This is a genomic window from Chromobacterium piscinae (genome assembly GCF_021129175.1).
GTDB lineage: Bacteria > Pseudomonadota > Gammaproteobacteria > Burkholderiales > Chromobacteriaceae > Chromobacterium > Chromobacterium piscinae.
Genome location: NZ_JAJOHV010000012.1, coordinates 128798 through 148394 on the forward strand (window position 1 = coordinate 128798; position 19597 = coordinate 148394).

The window sequence follows — 19597 nt, forward strand, 5'->3', positions numbered from 1 at the left end:
CATGAGCAGAAAGGATATGTCTGACTTCCTTGTTCATTGGACAAAGGAGGTAGATGGGTCAAACGCATTTGATAACTTATTTAATATCTACGAAAATATGGAGCTTCTTGGGGGGAGCGGATTTATCAAGGGAGACTACCGTTGCGTTTGCTTTACGGAGGCACCTGAGGGAACATTTCATGACGTATGGAGTCGCTACTCAGGCTTCGGAGTTAAGGTCAGGAAGGACTGGCTATTTGCGAAAGGTGGTAGGCCGGTAATTTATCAGTCTGACGATGAGTATGATTTGCTTCACGAAGACCAGAAATGGAGGCATGTTCGCTATGAGCCATGTAGTGATTTCAGGGTTGATTTTACCTGGGAGCGGGAATGGAGATATCATGGCGATATCTTGTCTCTAGAAGAAGAATGCGTTTCTTTAATAGTGCCAGATGAAGAATCGGCGGATAGATTTCTCCATTGGCATAATACGTTGGAAGCGCATGCTTTGGGGGAATACTACATCTTTCCTAGCCCTCTTCGCGTCAATTTGGAGGTGCTGGACAGAGCTTAGTCAGGTAACTGAAAGCAACTCATCTAGCCGCGTCGTGTAGCGAGGTGACCGCACGTCCTGGCGCATCTGCCACCGCCGGGTCATGTCCTCGGACGCCAGCCGCACCGCCCCGCGCCCGAATTGCCGGCTGATTGCATCCATGGTGCGCATCAGTCTCGCGCGGCGCGGGTCCGGCGGCGCGGCGAACAGGTCGGACTGCACTATGCCGCGCGGCCCGATCTCCATAAGCACGATCCCCGCCTTGTGGTAGAGATAGCCCTTCTTGTAAATGTCCCGTAGCCCGGCCAGCGCCGCGCGCGTGATCTCCAGCGTGTCGTCCGTGGCCTGGACCAGCGGCACCACGATATATGGCCGGTACTGCGCCACGTCTGAAAACGGGCTGGTGCGAATGCCGACGCCGACCATGCGCGCCGTGCTGCCCTGGGCGCGCAGCTTCTCGGCCGCTCGCGCCGCGTGGTGAGAAATGGACGCGATCAAGGTGTCCAGGTCGCGCACCTTCTTCGAAAACGACCTCGATGCAATGATCTGCTGCTTGCTGGGCGCCACGTCTTCCAGCGCCAGGCAGCTGATTCCATTCAGCTCCTGTACCGTTCGCTCGACAACGACGCTGAAGCGCCGCTTGATCTGCCGAGAGTCCGCGCGTTTCAGGTCCAGCGCACTGTTGATGTTCATCGCCTGCAGTTGCTCGGAAAGCCGGCGCCCGATACCCCACACATCGCCCACCTCGATCTGCGCCATCAACTCGTCGGCCTGGGCCGGCGTCACAAAATCCCACTCGAACACGCCATTCCACTGCGTCTGCTTCTTCGCGATTCGGTTGGCCAGCTTGGCGAGTGTCTTCGACGGCCCCATGCCGACGCATGTCGGGATGCCGACCCGCTGCAGCACAGCCTGGCGCATCCGATGGCCATGGCTGTCCAGATCCGGCATGCCGGTCATGTCGAGGAAACACTCGTCAATTGAGTAGACCTCCTGCACGGCGGCGAACTCCGACAGCACCCGCATCATGCGTCGGCTCATGTCGCCGTACAGCGCGTAGTTGCTGGAGAACACGGCCACGTCATGCTGGCGGCACACGTCGGCGATCTCGAAGAAGGGGCCGAACATACGCAAGCCTGGCAGCGCCTTTGCCTCGGCGCTAGCCGCCACTACGCAGCCGTCGTTGTTGCTGAGAACGACGATGGGCTTGCCGATCAGGTCCGGGCGGAACACGCGCTCGCAGCTGGCGTACATGCTGTTGCCGTCCACCAGGGCGAACAAGGTCTTGGAGCTCATCGCCGGAACTTCTTCACTGCGCCGGTTACGACGCCCCATACCAGCAGCTCTTGGCCAGAATGAAGGGTGATCGGCGCGTAGGCGGGGTTCTCCGGCATCAGCGCACAGGAGCCGCCGCGGCTGTGCAGTCGCTTCACGGTGAACTCACCATCGATCACGGCAACCACGATGTCGCCATGCGCCGGTGCCAGGCCCTTGTCAACGACCAGTAGGTCGCCGTTGTCGATGCCGGCGCCGATCATGGAGTCACCGCGCACGCGAACGATAAACGTCGCTGGCGGATCGGCTACCAGGTACTCGTGCAGATTGATGTTGTCGTCCAAATAATCATCCGCCGGCGATGGGAAGCCTGCGCGAACCGGTGCCAGCACGAGCGTTGAAAATCCGCCCCCCTCTCGAGGGATCAGGCAAGGAAGAGATGTCATAATGGTAGCAATTTGAATTTGTACATTTTCAAATTACGCGATAGGACCGCCAAGGGCAACAAGCATCTGACGAACGGAGTGAATATGCGTTTTTGATTAAAAGAATGGAATAAGCGGAGGAATATTGCAGTGCAGGACACACATATTAGGAAGGAGAAACGAGGGAATATTAGACAGTGCTGTCTAATATTCTGTCTAAAATGCACCAAGGGCTTACGAAAATTAATTCGTAAGCCCTTGATTTTATTGGTGCCGGCGGCAGGAATCGAACTCGCGACCCCCTGATTACAAGTTAGTGCGCCAAACCAAGCCCAATAAGGGTTTCAAGCATATTCCCGTTCCGCAATCCTGATAGAAAACCACTTGAAACTCCTTGATTTTGCTTGTGTCGTCTCGCTTTTGCGGAACGGTTCTCACCTCGTCGGCGTGATGGTATCCCCTTTCCGGTTTCGGATGTAAGTTTCGGTCATGGTCACTGAGCTATGGCCAAGCTGCCGCTGCGCCTGGCGCACATCGCCGGCCAGATCCGCCTTGTCCGTCCCCGCCTTGGCCCGCAGGTCTCGCAGTTGGAACTGGGCAATCTCCTCGTCCAGCTCCGGGTGCTTCTCGCGAGCTGCCAGGCGGGCGTCACGAAACCAGCGAACCAGGGAGGACCGGGACAAACGGCGGCCCTGCTCGTTGACCAACAGATACGGCGATGAGTTGGGCCGCCCCTCTTTCCAGATCAGCACCATCTCGACCACAACCAGCAGCTCGCCGATCACCAACACGCGCAGCTTCTTGCTCGTCTTGCCCTGCTTGAATATCAGCTCCTGCTTGCCGTCCGTCCTTGTCGCCAGATGGCGCTTCAGCTCCCGCGTCACCACATCCGTTGGCCGCTGGCCAGTCAGATACAGCAGCTGCATCAGGAACCTCAGCGGCTGGCATGCTTCGTCATATACGGCCTGGAACACCTCCCGCTCCACGTAAATGTCACGGCCCGTTTCGCTGGCGCCCTTTACACCGGTGCAGGGGTTGGGCTGGTTGGTGTAGCCCCACACCCGCGCCATGTTCCACACGTGGCTGAACAGCGACTTTTCTCGATTGGCGGCCACCGGCACGTCCTTGCGCCACTCCAGGAACTGCTGGATATGGACTGGCCAGATATCGTCCAGTGGCGCCGGCGGGTTTCCAAAGAACTCCTGCAGCGTTTCCATCTGCCGGATGTTCTCGTCCTGGGTCTTTGGCGCCTTGGTCGGCACCACCTCGGCCAGGTAGCGGGTGGCGGCGTCACAGAACGTTGGCCGGGCGTTGCGCGGCACTTTTTCCAGCTGCAGCTCCGCCCACTTCTTTACCGCCAGCGGGTAGTCGCTGCCCAGCGCCAGCTCACGCCGGGGCCGTTCGCCGATGTCCAGGTAGTAATAGACGCGATCGCCACGTCGCCGGCGGCGCATGCCCTTGGGCAGGTTGAGATTGACTGTCGGTTTCCGTCCCATGGCCACCTCAACTCAACACGGCCGGCGCCCAACCGCCGGCGGCCGGCTTGGACTTGTCCGCCCTCGCCTTGCCTTCCACCGCAGAGCGCGGCACCACCGCCTCGCCCCGGGCGTTGACGTAGAAATGCAGCCCCATGCGTCGCAGCTCGGCCACCTGAGCCTTGCGGATCTTGCAGCCGGTCAGGACCGCGACGTCTTCCTTGCTGAGAAACACTTCTGACATTTGCGGCTCCTTTCCTAGGCCGAAAACAGTTCAAGATTCCGCGGTAGGCCCTGCTGATTCAGAGCGGCACTGCAGGCAGGATTGAGCCATACGACTTCAGTCCGCGCGCGCGCACCATCGGCCAATGCTGTCCTTTCGTGGCGCTCCCAATCGGCAAATAGCTCATCGTCGTACAGACTGCAGGGGTAGCCCGAAAGGATCACCATTCCTTTCAGCGTGCGCAGGCCTGCGGCCAATAACCTGTGATCACCGTCCGTCATCTCATGTCGGTACGCCGGCGAGCGTGTGCGTAGATTCCGGGTGCTGTGGACGTAGGGTGGGTCTACATAGAACAGCGTTGTGGCTGCATCGTGATGCCGCATGCAGTCCATGGCATCCCGGTTTTCAATTACAACGCCTCTTAGTCTTTCGACGATGCTGGCCAGCGCACTAGGGAATCCCGCCCAATCGTGTGCCGGTGTTTTATGCGAGCGATTGCTGTTGGCCCTGAATCCGGTGGACTGGCCGCTGGCACCGGCGCTTCCGAACCCCATGAAAGATCTAATCAACGTTCTCCGGGCCTGTTCTATAGGGTCGGTGCTTGGGACGTAGGCGGAGGTGAATTCATCGCGGGCAAATGGCGTCAGCTCTATTTGGCGAACAAGTTCGTCGCCAGCGGATCGCACTACACGGAACAGATTGACTACCTCACCGTCGAGGTCGTTGTAAACCTCAGCATGTGCTGGATCCTTGCGCAGCATCACGCTGGCACCGCCTCCAAATGCTTCAACGTAGACCTGATGCGCAGGCATAAACTGCTTGATCCAAGATGCGAGGCGAAACTTGCCCCCATGGTAGCGAAGCGCCGGCCTTGTTATTTGCGTTGTCATGGGATGTCTCGCTTAATCTCCGGCGCGGCCGACAGGCCCAGCGCCTCCAGTTTGTTCAGGCTGATGGCCGTCATATGGCCGATCCGCCGCCGGTCTATGGTCTTCTCCACATCGTCCAGCATCTCGCCCTTCCTCACCGCCACCACGCCACTGGCCAGCAGCTGGCTCTTGAAGATGCGGCCGGTCTTCACCGGCAGCCCGTCAAACTTGGCGCGCAGGTGATTGGCGGTGGAGAGATGGTCCATGATGTGGTTCGGGCGGATGTACAGCAGCACGTCCGGGTTGCCCTCGTCGTCCTGCGCGTCCTCCCAGCAAAACGGATGCTCAAAACGGCGCGCATCCAGCTCGGACAGCGCGATCTCCATGATCCGCACCCAGGGCAGCCGCGTGCCGTCGGTCTCGGACAGGTGGCTGTTCATCTCCGCCAGCAGGTCCTCCACAAAATGCCCCTGGGCGGCGTCGATCTCGGCGAACTCGCAGAGCAAATGCCAGGCGGCCAGGATGGCGGCGTAGTTCTCCATCATCCGGTTGCTGGTGGCGTCGCCGTCGCCGGCGCGGCTCTTGGCCTGGCAGAACCGCAGCATGGACTTGTGCAAGTCGCGGATGCGCGCCGGCTCGGTGCTGGCCAGGAACTGCAGCCACGGCCAGACAGGGAACTGCGGCAGCTCATGCGGCAGCATCGGCCCTTGCCGCTCTACAGTCAGCTTGGAACGGCAGACTTTGGACTGCAGGCTCTGGATATCCACCTCTTCGCCGGCCAGCAGCACCGGCGCGCACATCAGATAGGGCGTCAGCGCCGCGCCGATCCGGGTGAACTCGAATCGGTACGTGCTCTGCAGCAGCCCGTCGATGTCGGTCAAGATGCTCTTCGGCAGCTTGGAAAACTCGTCCCATCCCACCGGGTTGGTGGTGTAGGACACGCTGGCGCGCCGGCGGTGGTCGGTCTTCAGCATCTGGCCGGACAGCACCTGAAAGCTGAAGCTGCGCTGCATGCCTTCCATCAGCTTGGACTTGCCGGAGCCTTTGTCCGCCTGCATCTCGAAGTGCGGGTAGAAACCCAGCAGCATCTTCAAATGCGCGCCCAGCGCCCACACCATGGGGATGGCCGCGGCGTTGTGCTTGAACGTCTCCTGATAGGCGGCTATCACCTGCCGCGCCGCCTGCTTGCCGCCGCGGGGGAATGACAGGTTGTGATACAGGCATTGCCGGGCCGGCTCGGTGAAATAGCAGTCATTGCCCTCCAGCGCCGCCAGCTCGCCGCCGCGCCACGCCAGGCCTACGAAGTTGACCACGTCGCGGGCGCCGATGTCGGCGGTGCGTTCCAAGATGCTGATCATTCGCGCAAACTCCTTGGGTTTCCAGATGTAGCCGAATCGGTTTCCCCACCAATCCAGGCTGAAAATCTTGTCGTCGGTGATCACCGCGCGCTGCAGCGTGTTGCCGTGGCGCGCCACCTGGGCGCTCACGCCAAACACCGTTTCCGGCTGGTTGTCCGGCGTGCCGTTGATGGTGGCCAGGTGGCTCTGGATGCGCAGCCGGGAAATGCCGGCGATGCGAAAGGCGCACAAGTCGCCCATCTCCTCGCGGCGATGCTTCTTGCCGTCGTCGTCCTCGTTGTCCTTGTATTCCTGGACGTACTGGGTGAAATCGTCGGTTTGCTTGAACCGCCAGTACACGTTCCAGTCCAGCGTTGGCAACCACACGCGGCGCCGGCCGTGGGCCTCGTCCGCGCTGCAGGCCGGGTTGCCGGGGATCAACCAGGGCTCAATCTGCTTCAGCCGCGCGCCCAATTCTCCGGGGCCGCCATCCTGCAGCACATCGTTGATGTCCTGGCCTTCTTCCCAGTCCAGCATGTTGACGAAGCGGTTGGCGATATCCAGCGCGGTCAGCCGCTCATTCAGCCGCCAGGCAGCGGCCAGGCCTGGGCGCTGGCCGGTCTTCTCGTTGACCTTGTCGGTGTGATCCAGCGCAATCAGCACCTTCTTGCCGCGCAGGAACGAGAAATCGATGGTGTCCACGTTTGCCACGCCGCGGACGGCATAGGCGGCGACACCCTCCGGCCAGTAGCAGCTCTCCACCGACAGCGCGTTGATGGGAGACTCCACGATGTACACCGTGTGGGCGCGTTTCAGGCGGTTCAGGTCGCTGTACCAGCCGTAGCCTGATTTCTCGCCCTGGCATTGGGTTTTCACGCCGCCGTTCAGGTCCGGGTCCTGGTAGCGCATGTCCACGGCTACCACTCTCCCCGGGTTCAGCGTGCGCACGATGAAGGCCGCGGCCGCGCCGCCGTGTCCAGGCTCGCCGGCCGGCACTTTGTTGGATTCCCAGTTGTTCCAGCCGATGGTCTTGTTCTTCAACGCGCGCGCCAGCGCTTCCTCGGTGATTCCGCGGCCGCGCAGGTAATCCAGAACCGGATCCGGTTCCTTCAGGCAGCGGTCAGCCAGCCATTCCTCTGTGCTCTTGCGCACCGGCGCTGCCGGCGCGTCCGGTTTCGGCATCGGAATGCCGAACCAGTCGCCCAGCATCTTGGCTGCCTCCATGGGGTCGCCGGCGCGGCCGGCGTAGATCACCAGGTCGATGGTTGTGCTGCCCTGCCCCGTGGTGTGGTCCTTCCAGCCGGCCGCGCGGCCGTCTATTGCTGGGTAAATCGACAGGCTCGGCTGGGTCTCCTTGCGCGCCGGGCTGAAGTAGTTGCCCTTGCTGCCCTGCTTCGTCATGTTTAATCGGTCCGCCACATCGCGCAAATCCAGCTCTTTCAGGCGAGCGAACCACTCCGCCATGCGCGGATTCTGTGTTGCCATGGTGTTCTCGCTTAGTAGGACGGTGTGGCGCCGGTCAGCGCCAGATCGGCGGATATCGCCACCCGCACCCCACAATCGTGGGCGAACAGCACCGCGCGCAGCGCCGGCAGCGCGGCCATGCGCCAACCGGTCACGGCCACGTTCGCCAGCCTGGCCACCACGTCGGTGAAATCCGGGTTGTCCAGATCCACTTCCGCGCCGGCCGCGTCCGCATCAATCACCGCGCACGCCTCGTCCCACGGCACCGGGCACCCGTCCACCAGACCCAGCAGCGAGCCCTCCATGGCATGCAGCGGAGCCACCGCCACCAGCCCAGGCTCCGCGGCGATCGCGTGGCCAAAGCTGCGGAACGCGCGCCGGTCGGAGGAAAACGGGAGAAGAGTTTTGATATTTGCCATTGCCACACCTGTTTGTTTCATGCGCCGATCAGATCCAGCTGCGCGGTTTCCTCGAACATCCAGCAGAAATGCGCAACCGCCTGGTCAATCGGCATCGGTTTGATGCGCTCCGGCAGGGGAGCCACCCCAGCCAGCACCGGCCACTCGCTGCCGTCATGCGGCATCAGGTCGCGCCGCTCGGTGGCCAGCAGCACCAGATCCGCGCGGCGGATCTCCGTCCGGTCGGCCGGGCTCAGTTGCAGCCGGAACCGCGCCTCGATCGCCGCGGCCACCAGGCCCTCGGTGTACTGGTAGCTCGGCAAGATCTTCTTGAGCGGCGTCACCACGTCGCCCACGTAGGCCTCGGTCGCGTCATGCAGCAAGCCCGCCAGCTTGAGCCGCGGCGGCAGGATGGCCGCCACACGCACCGAATGCTCGGCCACGCTGTAGAACAGCCGGCACGCGCCGCCAAAGCGGCACAGGTGCGCCAGGTGGTGGGCGATGTCGTGGATCTCGATGTCGGCCGGTGACGGGTGCAGCAGATCCACGTAGCGGCCGGAAACGGTTTGGATGATGGATTGGGTCACGGAAAGTCCTTTCTTAGTAGGCGCTGACGTTGCCGCAGTTCGGGCAACCGCCATACCAGCCGTCAGCATTGACGAAACGCCCGCAAGTCACGCAGTTGTAGCGATCGGGGGCCGGCCGCTTCGGTTTGATCAGTTTGATGCCGGTGCCGCGCAGCGCGATCCTGATGGAGACGTTCTTCTGGCTGACCAACACGCGCGACTTGGACTTGATGTAGCCCATGGGAAGCGGCCGAAGACCATGCGCTACTAGTCCGCGTATATAGAACTCATCAAACACGGTAGCCCTGCGCAGATCGGCCGTTTTCCCATCCTCGCTCTTGAAAATCAGGTCATTGCCGTTGAACTCGCCGGGAAATGCCGCGTAATACAGCGCCTCGCTCGCCGCGCAGATAGCAGCTTCAGCCAGATCGACATGTTGATGATCAACACCGATATGCGCTTTCGCATTGATGTAGGCCATTGGCCACGGAATATCGGTTTCTCGCATGCGGTGCTGGGCCATCGCCTCGTCGCGGGTGTAGATCTGCAGCTTGGCCAGATCGGTGTAGTAGCCGTTTCCGCCAGTACCCCAGAACTGCAGGTTGTCACCGGTGAGGCTGCGAGAGTCCTGAAGGTAGAAGTGTTGAGTCTGCATCACGGGCTCCCGACCTTCTTGCTATGCGCGTCGCAGTCCGTGCAAAAGTGCTCCAGCGTCAGAGGGTCGCCGGTATAGCCAGTGTCTTCGCACGCCAGGCATTGCGGTTTGGAATCGTCCTGTTCCTTATCCCGTTGAGCCTTGAGCGCCGCGCGGGCATTTTCGAAATGCTCCGGACCTTGGCCATCTCCATCGCCGCCATAGAGGGCGATGCGGATCACGTCCAGCGCTAGCTTGATGGTCCAGGTGTCCCATCCATCATTCATGATCTCGGCTCCGAGGCGGCACAGCTCGTCCTCAGCCTCGTGTAGCGCTTCCTTCAGCATCGTGATGGTCTCAACCACTGGTATGGCGTGATTTGCCGCTTCATCCACGATGCGCTGGGCGTTTGTCCAGGCCGTATACATCTCGGGGGTGATGGGCCCAGCGTGTTGGGCCGATACCATGTTGCGGCATGCGCTGATTGCGCTAGCGTAGGCTGTGGCCACGAACTCCGGCGGCGTGATGGGTTTGGTGTTGGGTTGCATGGTCATTTCTCCGAATCGGTCTCACGAAACGCGCAGCAATCCGGGCAGCCGCAGCTCTCGCGCGGCAGCCGCATCGCTTCGCACTCGTCCACCGGCGCCGCGGGGCGCGGCACCAGGTGGAAGTCGGCGTAATCCAGGTAGCTCACGCCGTGGCCTTTTTCTTCTCGGCCAGCTTGTGCTGGGCCAGGATCACGTCCCATTCCTCTTCTTCGATCCGACGGCAGCCGTCGAACTCGGCCACGAAGGAGGCCGCGGGCTCGTCAACGATTCGTCCATCAGCCCGGACCTCGGCCACTGCTGCGGCTACGTCGGGAATCACCATCACGTATGGGCCGTCCTGATGGGGAAATAGGAACTTGCACGGGCTGAATGGGTGCCCAATATGGCGACTACCGTTCCACTCTCCGGATTTGGACGAGTAATGAAGGCTTGTCGGTATGCCCATTTCTTCCTCAATCAGATCTGAAGCTGAAATGTATTTCGGGCACTCAGCGAATTTCCTAGCCCACTCCGTGCCCTTCTTCGGCCTGCTGGAGCCATCGCGTTGAGGCACGGTGAAATCAGGGTGACGCTCGCCCGTGAATCTGACGCACAGCAGATTCCCTGTGTATTTATCGGTCCAGATGAAGTCCACCCCGAGTTCCTTGGCCAGGGCAGACACACCCTTCTTCACCCGGATGCGTTCCTCGATGTGGCCCTTCACCAGTTCCAGAGCCTTGCCGCCTTCGATCAGGAAATACAGGTTGTTCATGGTTCAGTCCTCGAACTTTTCACCGCAAAACGGGCAGAATTTGATGACGAACGGCATGTCCTTGCCCTTGCGGTAGCCGGGCTTGTCGGCCGTGATCTTGAAACTGACGAAATGGCGGTGGACAAGCCCCAATTCCTTGGTAACCACCAGCGTTTCGTTCTGGTATTCCGCCTTCGCCGGCACGCCAAGTTGCTGCGTTACGTGCTCGATCATCTTGTCGGTGAACTCTTTGGTGCAGTTGCAGCTCATCGCGCGCCCTCCCCGCATTTGCAGACTCCACACACCGAATAGGTCAGCGCATTGGGCGCGCCCTTCGGCGTCACGTCGTTGCGTGCCACCCAGTAAAAGCCGCCGCGAATGCCCTTCACTCGTAGGGTATCGCCCTTGGTACTCACCACCTCGCCCTCTTTCGCAGTACTGCGGAAGCTCTTGTGGCTGGTTGGGGTGGTGACGGAGAAGTTGACGAAATCACCCACGCCGATCTTGCTCACGTCCGGCTGGCGGAACTTGCCGCAGCCGTCGCATCGGTAGTTGGTCTCGATCATTCCGCGCTCTCCCCTGCAGCCTGGGACGACTTCACCTGCGCCAGCAGCGGCTGGATGTCGATCTCGCCGGCCAGCAGCGCGCGCAGCACGGGGGCGTTGCGGCGGTTGACCATTTCCAGCGGGATGCCGTGGACGTGCACCACGTTGACCAGGGTTTGCACCGGGCGCGGGATGTTGCGGCCGGACTCGTAGCGGCTGCCGCCGGACTGGGTCACGCCAATGCGGCTCCAGAACTGCTGTTGGTTCAGGCCGGCCTGGCGGCGGATTTCGCGGGCGGATTGGGTCAGTTGGTTCTTGCTCATGTTGCGGTCCTCGAATGGGTTTGAATCAGTCCAGAATCAGTTGGATGGCGGGCAGGTTGTCGTCCGTGCCGGCGGTGGGCGTCAGCAGCCAGCGGCCGGCTGATTGCGGCACCAATTCCAGCCGGTGGCGCGTGCAGATGCTGCTCAGTTGGGCGGCGTCCTGAATCGGTCGGCCCAGGCGGATGAACAAGCCGCACGTGGGGTGATAGCTGGCCATCGCCTGCAGCGGGGTTTCGCTGTTGATGTCCGCCGCCACCTCGTCCACGCGGTCAAACCAATGGTGTTGACGGTCAAGCGCGGACAGCACGGCGCGGAACGAGTTAGTGTGGTGCTGCAGGGCTTGGGTGTAGAGGCTGCTCATTGCACATCCTCCCGGTACTCACCGGGCGCGGACCAGAGCGCGGCGGCCAGCGACTCAACCCGGCGGGCGTCTCCGGACTTCATCACAAGATGTCGATCCGGCGACTGGGTGAGCCAGCTCGGGGCCTCCTCCGCGATCAGAACCAGGATGGACGGGGCGGCCCCGCTTCTCAGCAAAGCATTGAGCGAGTGAAGAGCGTTATTGCCCAGCTCATCAGCTATCACGATGCGCTCGCCATAGAACTGGCCCAGCAATCGCAGCTGTCCACCTACTCGGGTCTTGCCGCAGCTTCTGGGGCCCGTCACCAGCCACAGAGCCGTGCCGGCCGGCAGGTTTTGCAATTGGTTTTCCATAAGGTCAGTCCTTGCTTTGCAAACGGTTGGCCATGCGCTCTTCTGCTGCGCGGCGGCTGGCCACGCGGTGGCGGTTCAGCGCCTGCAGCTTCATGCGGCCGTTGGGATCGATGGGGCCAGCCAGCAGCGCCATAGGTCGGCGGTCGGTGTTGTCGGGCGTCCAGCAGCGGACGTTGGCGTCACGCATGGATTTCTCCTTTCAGCGCCTTCGCCTCCCTCAACACATCGAGATAGCGGTCAACGTGGCCGCACGGATTGGTCCAGTTGTCGACGTAGTAAAACTCGCCGTCTTCGCAGTACCGGTTTCGGGTCGGAGTGCCACGGGGACCCCCGCATTTCTGGCAGGTATCGGCAATCTCGACCTCTACGATGTCGAATGTGTAGCTGGTGCCGTGGCCTCGGTCGGTGATCAGGACCTTCATCACTCGCCCCTTCCGCGCTTGATGTAGTCCGTCACATTCCAGTCCTTGGCCAGTTGCTCCCAAATCTGGCTGCCGTTCTCGAAGTAGTTGTGCACCTCTCGCTCCGGTCTGGAGTCCATCCGCAACACGGCCAGGCAGTCGTCGAACAGCTCCTGGTCCAGCAAGCGGAAGTCGGTCAAGTCGAATTTGAAACGGTTGCCGTTGTAGAGGCTGAGCAGGAAGTGGGCGATTACGTGGCATTGCCCGGTGTGGCCCTGCGCCAAGCTCAGAAGCCGGCGCAGCGCCGGAACGCCAGCGGCGCGGTCAGCCTGAAGTTGGCGCCCTTGCTGGTACAACTGTTCCAGGTATTGGGACATGGGTTTCTCGATCGGCTTTTGCATCACCCCGCCCTCCTCTGGTAGCGGTTGCGCAGCTGGGCCCGCGAGGTGCGTTTGCCCCCGTTGCCGTCCAGCGCCTCCAGCTCCTGCTCGATCTCCTCGCGGCTGGGCGCCGAATAGATGGCGGTGCTGTTGAGGGAGGCGTGGCCCAGGGTGCTTTTCACGATCAGCAGCGGCTCCTTGGCCTCGCTGTTGCGCATGATGTCCATGGCCCTGGTGTGCCGCATCCAGTGCGGCGAGACCGGCAGCGTGATGCCCGCCTCCTCTGCCCAGTGGCGAAACCGCAGCTGCACCGCCCGCGCCGTCAGCGCCTCGCCAAACCGGCCGGCGATCAGCGGGTCCGCGCCGTTCTGCGACGGGTTCATATTCAGCAGCGCCACCAGGTGCATGCGCAGGGGCTTTGTCAGCAGCACGTCGTGGTCTTGCTTGCCGCCCTTGCGGTGCGCCGCCGGGATGTAGAGGTAATTGGATTTCAGCGCGTCCCAGGCATCGGCCAGGGATACGGCCAGGAACTCGCTGATGCGGCAGCCGCTGTAGTACAGCGCGCTCATCAGGTGGTAGTCCCGTTGGGCCAGGTCGTCGTTGGTTTTGTACGCGGCGCTGAACAGCTGATGCCGTTCCGCTGGCGTGAGATAGCGTTTCATCGTGTTCTCCTTGAATCGTCGTCAGGCTGTGGCGGGCATGACGATCAGGGCCAGGTCGGCGCCCACTTCTTCCGCGGCATCCACCACCACGTGGGTGGCGGTTACCGCCTGAATCCACAGCAGGAGGCGTTTGCCGCCCACCGTCAGCTGGATTTCCTCCCCGGGCATCACCGGCAGCCGCCGGCGGGGTTGCCCTACCGCCATGCTTTCCACTTCCAGGCCCTGCCCGGCGCGGTGAAAACTGATGGATGCGATATCGGCGGGGCCGTAGATCACCGCGTCCTCGCCCAGGGCGATGCGAAACCGGCCGCTGCGGTTCTGGTAGCCGGGGGTAAACAGTTGAATCAGGTTGTTCATGACCGCTTGCTCCTCAACATGGCCAGCGCGATGCGTCTAATGCAGATCGCCAACGCCGGGTTGTCCATTGCGGATTCGAACGATTGCCGCAGCCTGGCGCGCTGATGCGCCACGCGCAGCGCCTGCTCGGTCAGCTCGCCAGAGCTGGGGTCGAGTGGGAGAGCGAGTTGCCGTCGCATGGCACCACCACTAGGCTGCCGAACCGGTTGCGCAGCTCCACGATGGCGGCAATCCACTCCATCGTTTCCCGGTTGAACTCGTTGAACTCGTCCTGGGTGACGATGCCGTCGGCCAGGGCCTCGTTCATGCAGCTGTGCACGTCGCCGCCCTCGGCGTGGACCTTGTTGACCAGGTCCAGCAGCGCGGAGTCGGACACGTTGTCCAGCCTGGGCAGCTGATAGCGGGCGCTGTCGAACTGCCGGCACAGCGCATCCAGCGGCGACAGGTCGCGGGTGAGGTGCAACACCTGGATGAAATCGTCCAGCGTGGTTTTGTGGTGGTGGGCGCCAGGCGCCAGCTTGTTGGTCAGCACGCCGGCGGAGACACGCATCAGGTTCGCCAGCTTGGTGATGCCAAATGACTTGGCCGATAGATGCAGCGCGCCAAACACGTCAGCCGGGGCTGACGGCAGGGTTGCCGCCATAGAAGTGTTCATTTGTATTAACTCCTGTTGGTTCCCACTTGTCGTGGGTCAAACAGGTGCCGATACTGCAGTTGCCACACCGTAGTAACAGCACCACCCGATCGCACCTCACCTAGCCCGTGAGGTGCGTTCACTTTTTGTGGAACAGCACTTGCTCCACTTTCACGCGCAGCAGGACTGCCAGTTTCTTGGCCAGCGCCGGAGAGGCGTTGTCTATGCCTCGTTCCAGGTTGCTGATATGCGCCTGGCTGCAGCCGATGGCCTCCGCCACGCCCTTCTGTGTCAACTTCAGCTCCTTTCGTCTTGCTGCCAGGTCCATGTCGCCATGCTCATCAGATATCGATGCCTGCAATATAGGTATCACCTATATTCATTGTCAATAGGTGATTCCTGTTTTTTAAAAATAGGGATCGCCTTTACACTTCGCTTATGGAAGAAAATGCGAAGTTGGCGATAGGCCGCCGCATCCGAGAGGTGCGCAAATACAGGGGCCAGACCCAGCCATGGGTTGCCGAACGAATGAAGATCGCGCAGGCCAGCGTGTCGGACTGGGAGCGTGGCAAAACCTCGCCCACCGTAGCCAATATCTCGACGTACTGCCGCCTGTTCGATGTGAATTTCGAGTACATCGCAACCGGACGCGGCCCGATGGAAGGGCCCAATCATGCCCCGCCACCTGGTTTCCAGCTGGCGGAGCCGGAGCCGCTGCGATACTCAAACCCGATCGAAGCCGACGAACAGGAACTGTTGCAGATCTACCGCTCGCTGACGAAAGCCCGACGGCGCGCGATGCTTCAATTCATCCGAGACTGGAGTGGAAAGAAATGATCCGACTGGCCATCCTCGCCCTCTTCCTCGCCCTGCCGGCCGCCGCCGCGCCGCGGGACGATGCCCGCGCGCTGCTGGCCTGGCTGCATGCTGCCCGCCACGACATCAACCGGGACGGGCAGGCAAAAGACCGGGTGGCGCTGCAGCGATGGCGCCGGGAGGCGCAGCAGAAATTGAACGCGTGGCCGGACAATGCGGCCCACGCGGATTACATGGGCTGCCGCACCGCGCTGGTTGACATGACAGAGTTCCTGGACGCGTATCTGCGCAAGGACTACGCCTGGAGAGACCGGCAGGGAAAACACTTCCGGCAGGACCTGGCCGACTGCGAGCGAGCAGTGGCAGGCAAATGGTAAAGGTGCTGGTTAGCTGGCTCATCACATTGCCCTCTTGTTATGCCAGCTAATTTTTCTCCTCGTTTACATTTTCCTCAATCGCACAACTGACATCAAAACCAATACAGAGCATCAATACAGATATTAAATCTGTACCGATATTGGGCTGATATTGAACAGCCGCCGGACCAGGTCAATCCGATTCCGCGCCGCATGCAATCCCCTGATTTTGTTGATTCTGTCGCGCACCGTCCGCACCGAAACCCCCACTTCGTCGGCGATTTCGTCGTCAGTTAGACCATTCAGCATGTGTTGCAGGATATGACAATCACGTTTATCTAATCCTGTCAGGTCCGGCTGCTGATAGACCAGCCGGAATGCGACATCCATCACCGCCGGAGCCAGCGCCTCAACCAGTCGCAGAGACAACGGATCACGCTCCACGTCAACGCCGGCAAACGATATGACCAGCCTCACGTCTCCGCGCTGCTCCACCCAGCTGACGCCGTTCAGCATGTTGTTGTTGGCGGCCGCCTGGATGAATTTGCGCCGCAGTGGGTCGCTGGTCACAGAGAGCAGACGGGACCACAGCAATAGTTCTCCCTGCGGCCCATTCCAAACGGGATCACGCGTCTGGCCGTCGCTGCGAAAATATCCCGTCAGCCACGCGTTGTCCCACCCCTCATTCGCCATCACCCGTATGCCGTCCCCTCGGTCAACAACCAGGATAGTGCGGGTGCCATCAGGCATGAGCCGATGCCATATGGCGACAAACTGCCGCAGCCCGGCAATGTCATCCACCCGCACCAGGGTTTCCAGCAGTGCGAGCAGGTGTTCGGTTAGGCGTCCAATCTGGGAGATCTGCATAGTGTTTCATCGTGGTGTCCAATTCAGTTCTAGTTAAAACTACGTAGAAAAAAACCCACTGTGTCGTGGGTTTGAAAAAAATAACTTCTGCATAAATTACTGCGACAATACATTGCTTTTGGATATGTAGTCTGGAACAGGCGGCCACAAAACCGATAATGGAAATCCGCTCTGTGCTGGTACATCGCGTAGAGATTGCCTGTATTTCAACAGTGTTGTGTATTGCTCAACAGTCAGTGATGTTTTATCACCAACAGATATCTGGTCTGTGTGGCGTTCAACAAACCACTGGGTAGCGAATAGCCGCACATCACGATCAGCACGAACAGCGGCAGCAAGAGTTTCATACGATGGAGCGGGCGGATCAAACAACAAAGGTGCCCCGTTACCATCCCGTCTAATTTCCTTCCCCGCATTATGACCCGCAATCAACGCAGCGTAAGCTGAATCAGAAATTTTCAGCCCACCATTATCAGATTCTGAAAATTCGAAGCGTAGATCTGCCTCAATCCATAGTGCAAACATGCTATCCTCCAAATGCAATATACATTACAGTTGCAGCACCGCGAACACCAAGCGCAGCTGTAGAATACGCACCCCAGACATCAAGCATAAACCCCGTGCGAGTTTTGTTTGTCGCGCTTGGAAAATATGCTTGCCCCATTAGTGGCATTGCAATAACTGCTTGGCAATAATTTGGAAAAGCCGGCATGAACGTTACATTTGCCGACTCGACTGAAGAACCAACTGCCGTTCCAATTTTAATTATATTCCCACCCGGAAGTGCAAAAGTACCGTTACTGAACAGTCCAGAAAACTGGTCTAGCCTAACTGCATGCGCAGGAGCTGTTGCCAAACCAACTGATTGTGGTTTAGAAAATACATTTGACGCATCCAGGCCTGGCAATGTCGCCCATGCACTCCACACCATGGTTTTTGCGGTATAAAACCGGAATGCAAATGCTCCTGACGTGGTATTGCAGTATTGCAGTGCGATGCCATTTTGCGGAGCCGTGGTAAATAACACACCAGGACCGGCAGCCGGAACATTTGAGGCATTAGAGTCAAAATATGAAAGCCCCGTGGATGCTGAATTTGCATCACCTACAGAGCCATTACTGCCAGCAGTTGAGCTATTGATTGGCGTAAAGGCGCTTTCGACTTGCGATACGTTTGGCAATTTCGTCCACGCACTCCACGTCATGGTTTTAACGGTATAAAACCGGAATGCAAATATTCCTGACGTGGTATTGCAGTATTGCAGTGCGATACCATTTTGCGGCGCAGTGGCAAATAACACACCTGGACCTGGAGCCGGAAAATTTGAGGCATTAGAGTCAAAATATGAAAGCCCTGCGGATGCTGAATTTGCATCTGCTACGGAGCCATTACTACCGGCAAGGCTAGCATTCAGCGGTCCAAACAGTTTTGCAGACTGAGTTTCAATCGCTTTCGCTAGCTGTCTATTATTAGACGCATCCAGCTGCATGCCTGCTGACTCAACTACATTTGCCAGCTCCTCCTGCCAGCTATCGAACAGTTCATAACCTGGCGTGGTCGCCGGCTGCCCTGTCTGCGGATCTCCGGGGCCGAATCCGTGTTTCCCAGCGCCGAATTTGTCCCGTACCGGGTTGCGGTTGTCGCCTACTCGCCTCATTGGTCTACCCCTCCATATGCAATCAAAACCGTGCTGACTGCCGGCGTTTCCCGACGGATCACGCACTCCATCATTGTGTCTCCCCATGTTCTCAGCGGCTCATCAGAGCCGGACTCTGTTGTCGCCTCCATCACCCGCGTGCCTGCTGTCACATTGAGCGCCCAGGTATGCCGCCAGCCGATGTCCTGTAGTGGCTCCTCACAGCTCATTTCGCAGTGGTGGTAGCGAAATCGGGTGATGGTGGCGCCTGGGTAGCCCAGCCGCGCCGCCAATTGCAAAAAGCGCGGCACGCGCGCGCCGCCGGTGTCGGTCAGTTTGGCCACCACCGCTTGCTGGCGAGCCAGCAGCGTCTGCTCGCCCACCGTGCAGGCGTCAGGCAGGCCCAGGCTGGCCTCCCATTCCGGCAGCAGCGCCACCGCGCAGCGCGGGTCGGACTCCTGCAGCAGCAGCTGGGCGCGGGTGTCGGCGTCGGCCAGCCTCACGGCCAGCGTGGCCAGCAGCGTGGCCAGCTCGCTGCCGTCCTCCGCCATCAGAGCCAGGCCAGGCGGCAGCAGCGCCGCCAGCTGCTGCTGGTAGTGGGCTGCTGTCATTGCCATGTGATGTTCCCCATCACCGCCAGCTCGCCCACTCCGCACACGATGTCCGCCGCCGGCGCCAGCAGCTGGTGGTCGTACTCGCCCGGCGCGCCGGAGATCTGTTCCGTGATGTGGCTGCGCGGAATGGTGACGGGCGTGGTGGTGCCGCTGCGCACCGGCGCGCCCTCGCTGGCCAGCACCGCCGCCAGCGCGTCCGTCACCGCCTGGCGGATGGCCGGCGTGTCTGGCGTCAACCGGATGCGAAAATCAATAGGCCGGCGAATGGGCGCCAGCGCGTAGATCTCGCTGAACGGCGTGCCGGTCTGCTCCAGGTGAGCCTGCACCGCCGCCACTTCGGCAGCGTCCGGGATTAGGTCCGTGTCGCCATCGCGGACGAAATACACGCCGATCGAGCCCGGGCCCAACAGCCTGGGCGCTGCCCAGGCGCGTGTCACGCCAGGCACCTCCCGCGCCCATAGCTCCCAGTCCTGGGCCCGGCCCACCTGGCCGCTGTTGTAACGCGCCTCCATCACCCGGGCGCGCAGCTCGTCGATGGACTCCAGATCCGCGCCGCCGGACAGCCCTGGCGCCAGCACCTCCAACTCGCCGTTGATGCCCGGCACCGGGTTGACCAGCCGCAACTTGGCCCCGGGCTCGGTGTTGCCGGCCGCGCCGGGCTGGACGCAAATCAGCCGCACCGTAGCGGCGGCCGTGCCGGTATCCGGCAATGTCACGCCATCGACAACCGCGAACAGCGCGCCATCGGCTCGCGCCAGCTGCTCGCCGGCGGGTAAAGGGGCCTTGTTGGCGCCGGTGGCGCGCGCGCTGCCGCTG

At 60.8% G+C, this 19597-nt stretch carries 32 protein-coding genes; 3 read left to right on the forward strand and 29 right to left on the reverse strand.

Translation table 11 applies throughout. The features are described from left to right. The first annotated feature begins 1 nt into the window (after window position 1). Window positions 2–553, forward strand: coding sequence for a hypothetical protein (locus tag LQR33_RS03155; protein ID WP_231467558.1), 552 nt, complete (start codon window positions 2–4; stop codon window positions 551–553). Here LQR33_RS03155 and LQR33_RS03160 read toward each other — a convergent pair whose 3' ends face one another. From LQR33_RS03160 to LQR33_RS03275, 24 genes are all read right to left on the reverse strand, one after another. Continuing rightward, window positions 554–1828: a Y-family DNA polymerase gene (locus tag LQR33_RS03160; RefSeq protein WP_231467560.1), complete on the reverse strand. Its 1275-nt coding sequence runs from the start codon at window positions 1826–1828 to the stop codon at window positions 554–556. It abuts the gene before it with no gap. Continuing rightward, complete coding sequence (locus LQR33_RS03165; protein ID WP_269326191.1) at window positions 1825–2253, reverse strand: LexA family protein; 429 nt, start codon at window positions 2251–2253, stop codon at window positions 1825–1827. The genes LQR33_RS03160 and LQR33_RS03165 overlap by 4 nt, the downstream gene beginning before the upstream one ends. A 413-nt stretch (window positions 2254–2666) precedes the next feature. Next, window positions 2667–3728 carry a tyrosine-type recombinase/integrase gene (locus LQR33_RS03170; protein ID WP_231467562.1) on the reverse strand — a complete coding sequence of 354 codons (1062 nt, stop codon included), beginning with the start codon at window positions 3726–3728 and terminating at the stop codon, window positions 2667–2669. A 7-nt stretch (window positions 3729–3735) separates the two neighbouring features. Then, entirely contained in the window at window positions 3736–3951 is a 216-nt protein-coding gene (locus LQR33_RS03175; RefSeq protein WP_231467563.1) for a DUF4224 domain-containing protein, read from the reverse strand. 14 nt (window positions 3952–3965) lie between these two features. Further along, window positions 3966–4820 carry a DNA adenine methylase gene (locus LQR33_RS03180; protein ID WP_231467564.1) on the reverse strand — a complete coding sequence of 285 codons (855 nt, stop codon included), beginning with the start codon at window positions 4818–4820 and terminating at the stop codon, window positions 3966–3968. Next, the gene (locus LQR33_RS03185) at window positions 4817–7621 is read right to left on the reverse strand and encodes a toprim domain-containing protein (RefSeq protein ID WP_231467565.1); all 2805 of its coding nucleotides are present in this window, start codon (window positions 7619–7621) and stop codon (window positions 4817–4819) included. Before LQR33_RS03185 ends, LQR33_RS03180 begins: the two co-directional genes overlap by 4 nt. Window positions 7622–7632: 11 nt before the next feature. Next, entirely contained in the window at window positions 7633–8019 is a 387-nt protein-coding gene (locus tag LQR33_RS03190; protein WP_231467566.1) for a hypothetical protein, read from the reverse strand. 17 nt (window positions 8020–8036) lie between these two features. After that, entirely contained in the window at window positions 8037–8585 is a 549-nt protein-coding gene (locus LQR33_RS03195) for an HD domain-containing protein (protein WP_231467567.1), read from the reverse strand. A gap of 13 nt (window positions 8586–8598) precedes the next feature. After that, window positions 8599–9219 (reverse strand): hypothetical protein, encoded by a 621-nt coding sequence (locus tag LQR33_RS03200; protein WP_231467568.1) that lies wholly within the window; start codon window positions 9217–9219, stop codon window positions 8599–8601. After that, window positions 9219–9746: a hypothetical protein gene (locus LQR33_RS03205; RefSeq protein WP_231467569.1), complete on the reverse strand. Its 528-nt coding sequence runs from the start codon at window positions 9744–9746 to the stop codon at window positions 9219–9221. The genes LQR33_RS03200 and LQR33_RS03205 overlap by 1 nt, the downstream gene beginning before the upstream one ends. A 2-nt stretch (window positions 9747–9748) precedes the next feature. Beyond that, complete coding sequence (locus LQR33_RS03210) at window positions 9749–9892, reverse strand: hypothetical protein (protein ID WP_231467570.1); 144 nt, start codon at window positions 9890–9892, stop codon at window positions 9749–9751. Next, window positions 9889–10497: a hypothetical protein gene (locus LQR33_RS03215; RefSeq protein ID WP_231467571.1), complete on the reverse strand. Its 609-nt coding sequence runs from the start codon at window positions 10495–10497 to the stop codon at window positions 9889–9891. The genes LQR33_RS03210 and LQR33_RS03215 overlap by 4 nt, the downstream gene beginning before the upstream one ends. A 3-nt stretch (window positions 10498–10500) precedes the next feature. Beyond that, the gene (locus LQR33_RS03220) at window positions 10501–10746 is read right to left on the reverse strand and encodes a hypothetical protein (RefSeq protein WP_231467572.1); all 246 of its coding nucleotides are present in this window, start codon (window positions 10744–10746) and stop codon (window positions 10501–10503) included. Further along, the gene (locus LQR33_RS03225; RefSeq protein ID WP_231467573.1) at window positions 10743–11042 is read right to left on the reverse strand and encodes a hypothetical protein; all 300 of its coding nucleotides are present in this window, start codon (window positions 11040–11042) and stop codon (window positions 10743–10745) included. Before LQR33_RS03225 ends, LQR33_RS03220 begins: the two co-directional genes overlap by 4 nt. After that, window positions 11039–11344: a helix-turn-helix domain-containing protein gene (locus tag LQR33_RS03230; RefSeq protein WP_231467575.1), complete on the reverse strand. Its 306-nt coding sequence runs from the start codon at window positions 11342–11344 to the stop codon at window positions 11039–11041. The genes LQR33_RS03225 and LQR33_RS03230 overlap by 4 nt, the downstream gene beginning before the upstream one ends. Before the next feature lie 25 nt (window positions 11345–11369). Further along, the gene (locus LQR33_RS03235; RefSeq protein WP_231467578.1) at window positions 11370–11705 is read right to left on the reverse strand and encodes a hypothetical protein; all 336 of its coding nucleotides are present in this window, start codon (window positions 11703–11705) and stop codon (window positions 11370–11372) included. Further along, window positions 11702–12058: a hypothetical protein gene (locus LQR33_RS03240; protein WP_231467579.1), complete on the reverse strand. Its 357-nt coding sequence runs from the start codon at window positions 12056–12058 to the stop codon at window positions 11702–11704. The genes LQR33_RS03235 and LQR33_RS03240 overlap by 4 nt, the downstream gene beginning before the upstream one ends. 4 nt (window positions 12059–12062) lie before the next feature. Further along, the gene (locus tag LQR33_RS03245; RefSeq protein ID WP_231467581.1) at window positions 12063–12245 is read right to left on the reverse strand and encodes a hypothetical protein; all 183 of its coding nucleotides are present in this window, start codon (window positions 12243–12245) and stop codon (window positions 12063–12065) included. Further along, window positions 12238–12480, reverse strand: a complete 243-nt coding sequence (locus LQR33_RS03250) for a hypothetical protein (protein ID WP_231467583.1) — start codon at window positions 12478–12480, stop codon at window positions 12238–12240. Before LQR33_RS03250 ends, LQR33_RS03245 begins: the two co-directional genes overlap by 8 nt. After that, entirely contained in the window at window positions 12480–12860 is a 381-nt protein-coding gene (locus LQR33_RS03255) for a DUF7673 family protein (protein WP_231467585.1), read from the reverse strand. Before LQR33_RS03255 ends, LQR33_RS03250 begins: the two co-directional genes overlap by 1 nt. Next, window positions 12860–13501 carry a tyrosine-type recombinase/integrase gene (locus LQR33_RS03260; RefSeq protein ID WP_231467587.1) on the reverse strand — a complete coding sequence of 214 codons (642 nt, stop codon included), beginning with the start codon at window positions 13499–13501 and terminating at the stop codon, window positions 12860–12862. Before LQR33_RS03260 ends, LQR33_RS03255 begins: the two co-directional genes overlap by 1 nt. 21 nt (window positions 13502–13522) lie before the next feature. Then, entirely contained in the window at window positions 13523–13858 is a 336-nt protein-coding gene (locus LQR33_RS03265) for a hypothetical protein (RefSeq protein ID WP_231467589.1), read from the reverse strand. A gap of 130 nt (window positions 13859–13988) precedes the next feature. Further along, complete coding sequence (locus LQR33_RS03270) at window positions 13989–14513, reverse strand: phage regulatory CII family protein (RefSeq protein WP_231467591.1); 525 nt, start codon at window positions 14511–14513, stop codon at window positions 13989–13991. A 118-nt stretch (window positions 14514–14631) separates the two neighbouring features. Beyond that, a complete protein-coding gene (locus LQR33_RS03275) occupies window positions 14632–14820 on the reverse strand; it encodes a helix-turn-helix transcriptional regulator (RefSeq protein ID WP_269326194.1) in 189 nt (62 codons plus the stop codon). 110 nt (window positions 14821–14930) lie between these two features. On the opposite strand from LQR33_RS03275, the gene LQR33_RS03280 reads away from it, so the two are divergent. Further along, complete coding sequence (locus tag LQR33_RS03280) at window positions 14931–15329, forward strand: helix-turn-helix domain-containing protein (RefSeq protein WP_231467593.1); 399 nt, start codon at window positions 14931–14933, stop codon at window positions 15327–15329. Beyond that, window positions 15326–15685, forward strand: a complete 360-nt coding sequence (locus LQR33_RS03285) for a hypothetical protein (protein WP_231467595.1) — start codon at window positions 15326–15328, stop codon at window positions 15683–15685. The genes LQR33_RS03280 and LQR33_RS03285 overlap by 4 nt, the downstream gene beginning before the upstream one ends. A gap of 123 nt (window positions 15686–15808) precedes the next feature. Here LQR33_RS03285 and LQR33_RS03290 read toward each other — a convergent pair whose 3' ends face one another. The 5 genes from LQR33_RS03290 to LQR33_RS03310 form a co-directional block, all read right to left on the reverse strand. Then, complete coding sequence (locus LQR33_RS03290) at window positions 15809–16531, reverse strand: helix-turn-helix domain-containing protein (RefSeq protein WP_231467597.1); 723 nt, start codon at window positions 16529–16531, stop codon at window positions 15809–15811. Window positions 16532–16627: 96 nt separating this feature from the next. Further along, window positions 16628–17056, reverse strand: coding sequence for a tail fiber assembly protein (locus LQR33_RS03295; RefSeq protein ID WP_231467599.1), 429 nt, complete (start codon window positions 17054–17056; stop codon window positions 16628–16630). A 1-nt stretch (window position 17057) separates the two neighbouring features. Then, complete coding sequence (locus tag LQR33_RS03300; RefSeq protein WP_231467601.1) at window positions 17058–18188, reverse strand: gp53-like domain-containing protein; 1131 nt, start codon at window positions 18186–18188, stop codon at window positions 17058–17060. Then, the gene (locus LQR33_RS03305) at window positions 18185–18784 is read right to left on the reverse strand and encodes a YmfQ family protein (protein WP_231467603.1); all 600 of its coding nucleotides are present in this window, start codon (window positions 18782–18784) and stop codon (window positions 18185–18187) included. Before LQR33_RS03305 ends, LQR33_RS03300 begins: the two co-directional genes overlap by 4 nt. Next, a partial coding sequence (locus LQR33_RS03310) for a baseplate J/gp47 family protein (RefSeq protein ID WP_231467605.1) occupies window positions 18775–19597 on the reverse strand: 823 nt, incomplete at its 5' end. The genes LQR33_RS03305 and LQR33_RS03310, both read right to left, overlap by 10 nt.